The 603-nt window shown below is 47.9% G+C and carries 1 protein-coding gene and 1 pseudogene; one reads left to right on the forward strand and one right to left on the reverse strand.

Annotated elements, in window-relative coordinates; translation table 11 throughout:
• Positions 1–98: 98 nt before the first annotated feature.
• Positions 99–401, forward strand: a pseudogene (locus BGK49_RS17200) (AAA family ATPase); the annotation flags it as partial.
• A gap of 10 nt (positions 402–411) precedes the next feature.
• Here BGK49_RS17200 and BGK49_RS27830 read toward each other — a convergent pair.
• The coding region (locus BGK49_RS27830) for an IS1 family transposase (protein WP_000718190.1) at positions 412–603 on the reverse strand (192 nt) is incomplete at its 5' end.

A 603-nucleotide genomic window follows, 5' to 3' on the forward strand; every position in this document is an offset into this window, starting at 1 on the left:
AAGACCGCACGAATATAACGGTGGGTTACCCCCAAACGAATCGGAAAATCGATACTGGAAAAACTCTAACTCGGTGGCCAGTTTTTGTTGACCACTTCATTCTTAACCTGGGAGGTGAACACCTCGGCATCGATACCTCACGGGATAACAGTGAATTATTTGCCAACGACGGTACACCGACATGGCTAAAAGAAAAGCGTGCAAAAGAAATCGCACTTGATGAAATTATCGAGTTGCTCAACAAGCACCATGGGGGCACCAGTAACGACGCCAAACGCGCAAAAGCTGATTTGCTGGAAAAAACATTCACCTCCCGCTCATGGGAAAGAATCAAAGGTATGGACTGGCCGACAATCAAAGCTGGTCGTAATGCACTATGGATTGAACTGGAAGGCGGGTGATGACTCCAACTTATTGATAGTGTTTTATGTTCAGATAATGCCCGATGACTTTGTCATGCAGCTCCACCGATTTTGAGAACGACAGCGACTTCCGTCCCAGCCGTGCCAGGTGCTGCCTCAGATTCAGGTTATGCCGCTCAATTCGCTGCGTATATCGCTTGCTGATTACGTGCAGCTTTCCCTTCAGGCGGGATTCATACAG

Source organism: Shigella sp. FC1544 (genome assembly GCF_001722145.1).
Lineage (GTDB): Bacteria > Pseudomonadota > Gammaproteobacteria > Enterobacterales > Enterobacteriaceae > Escherichia > Escherichia coli.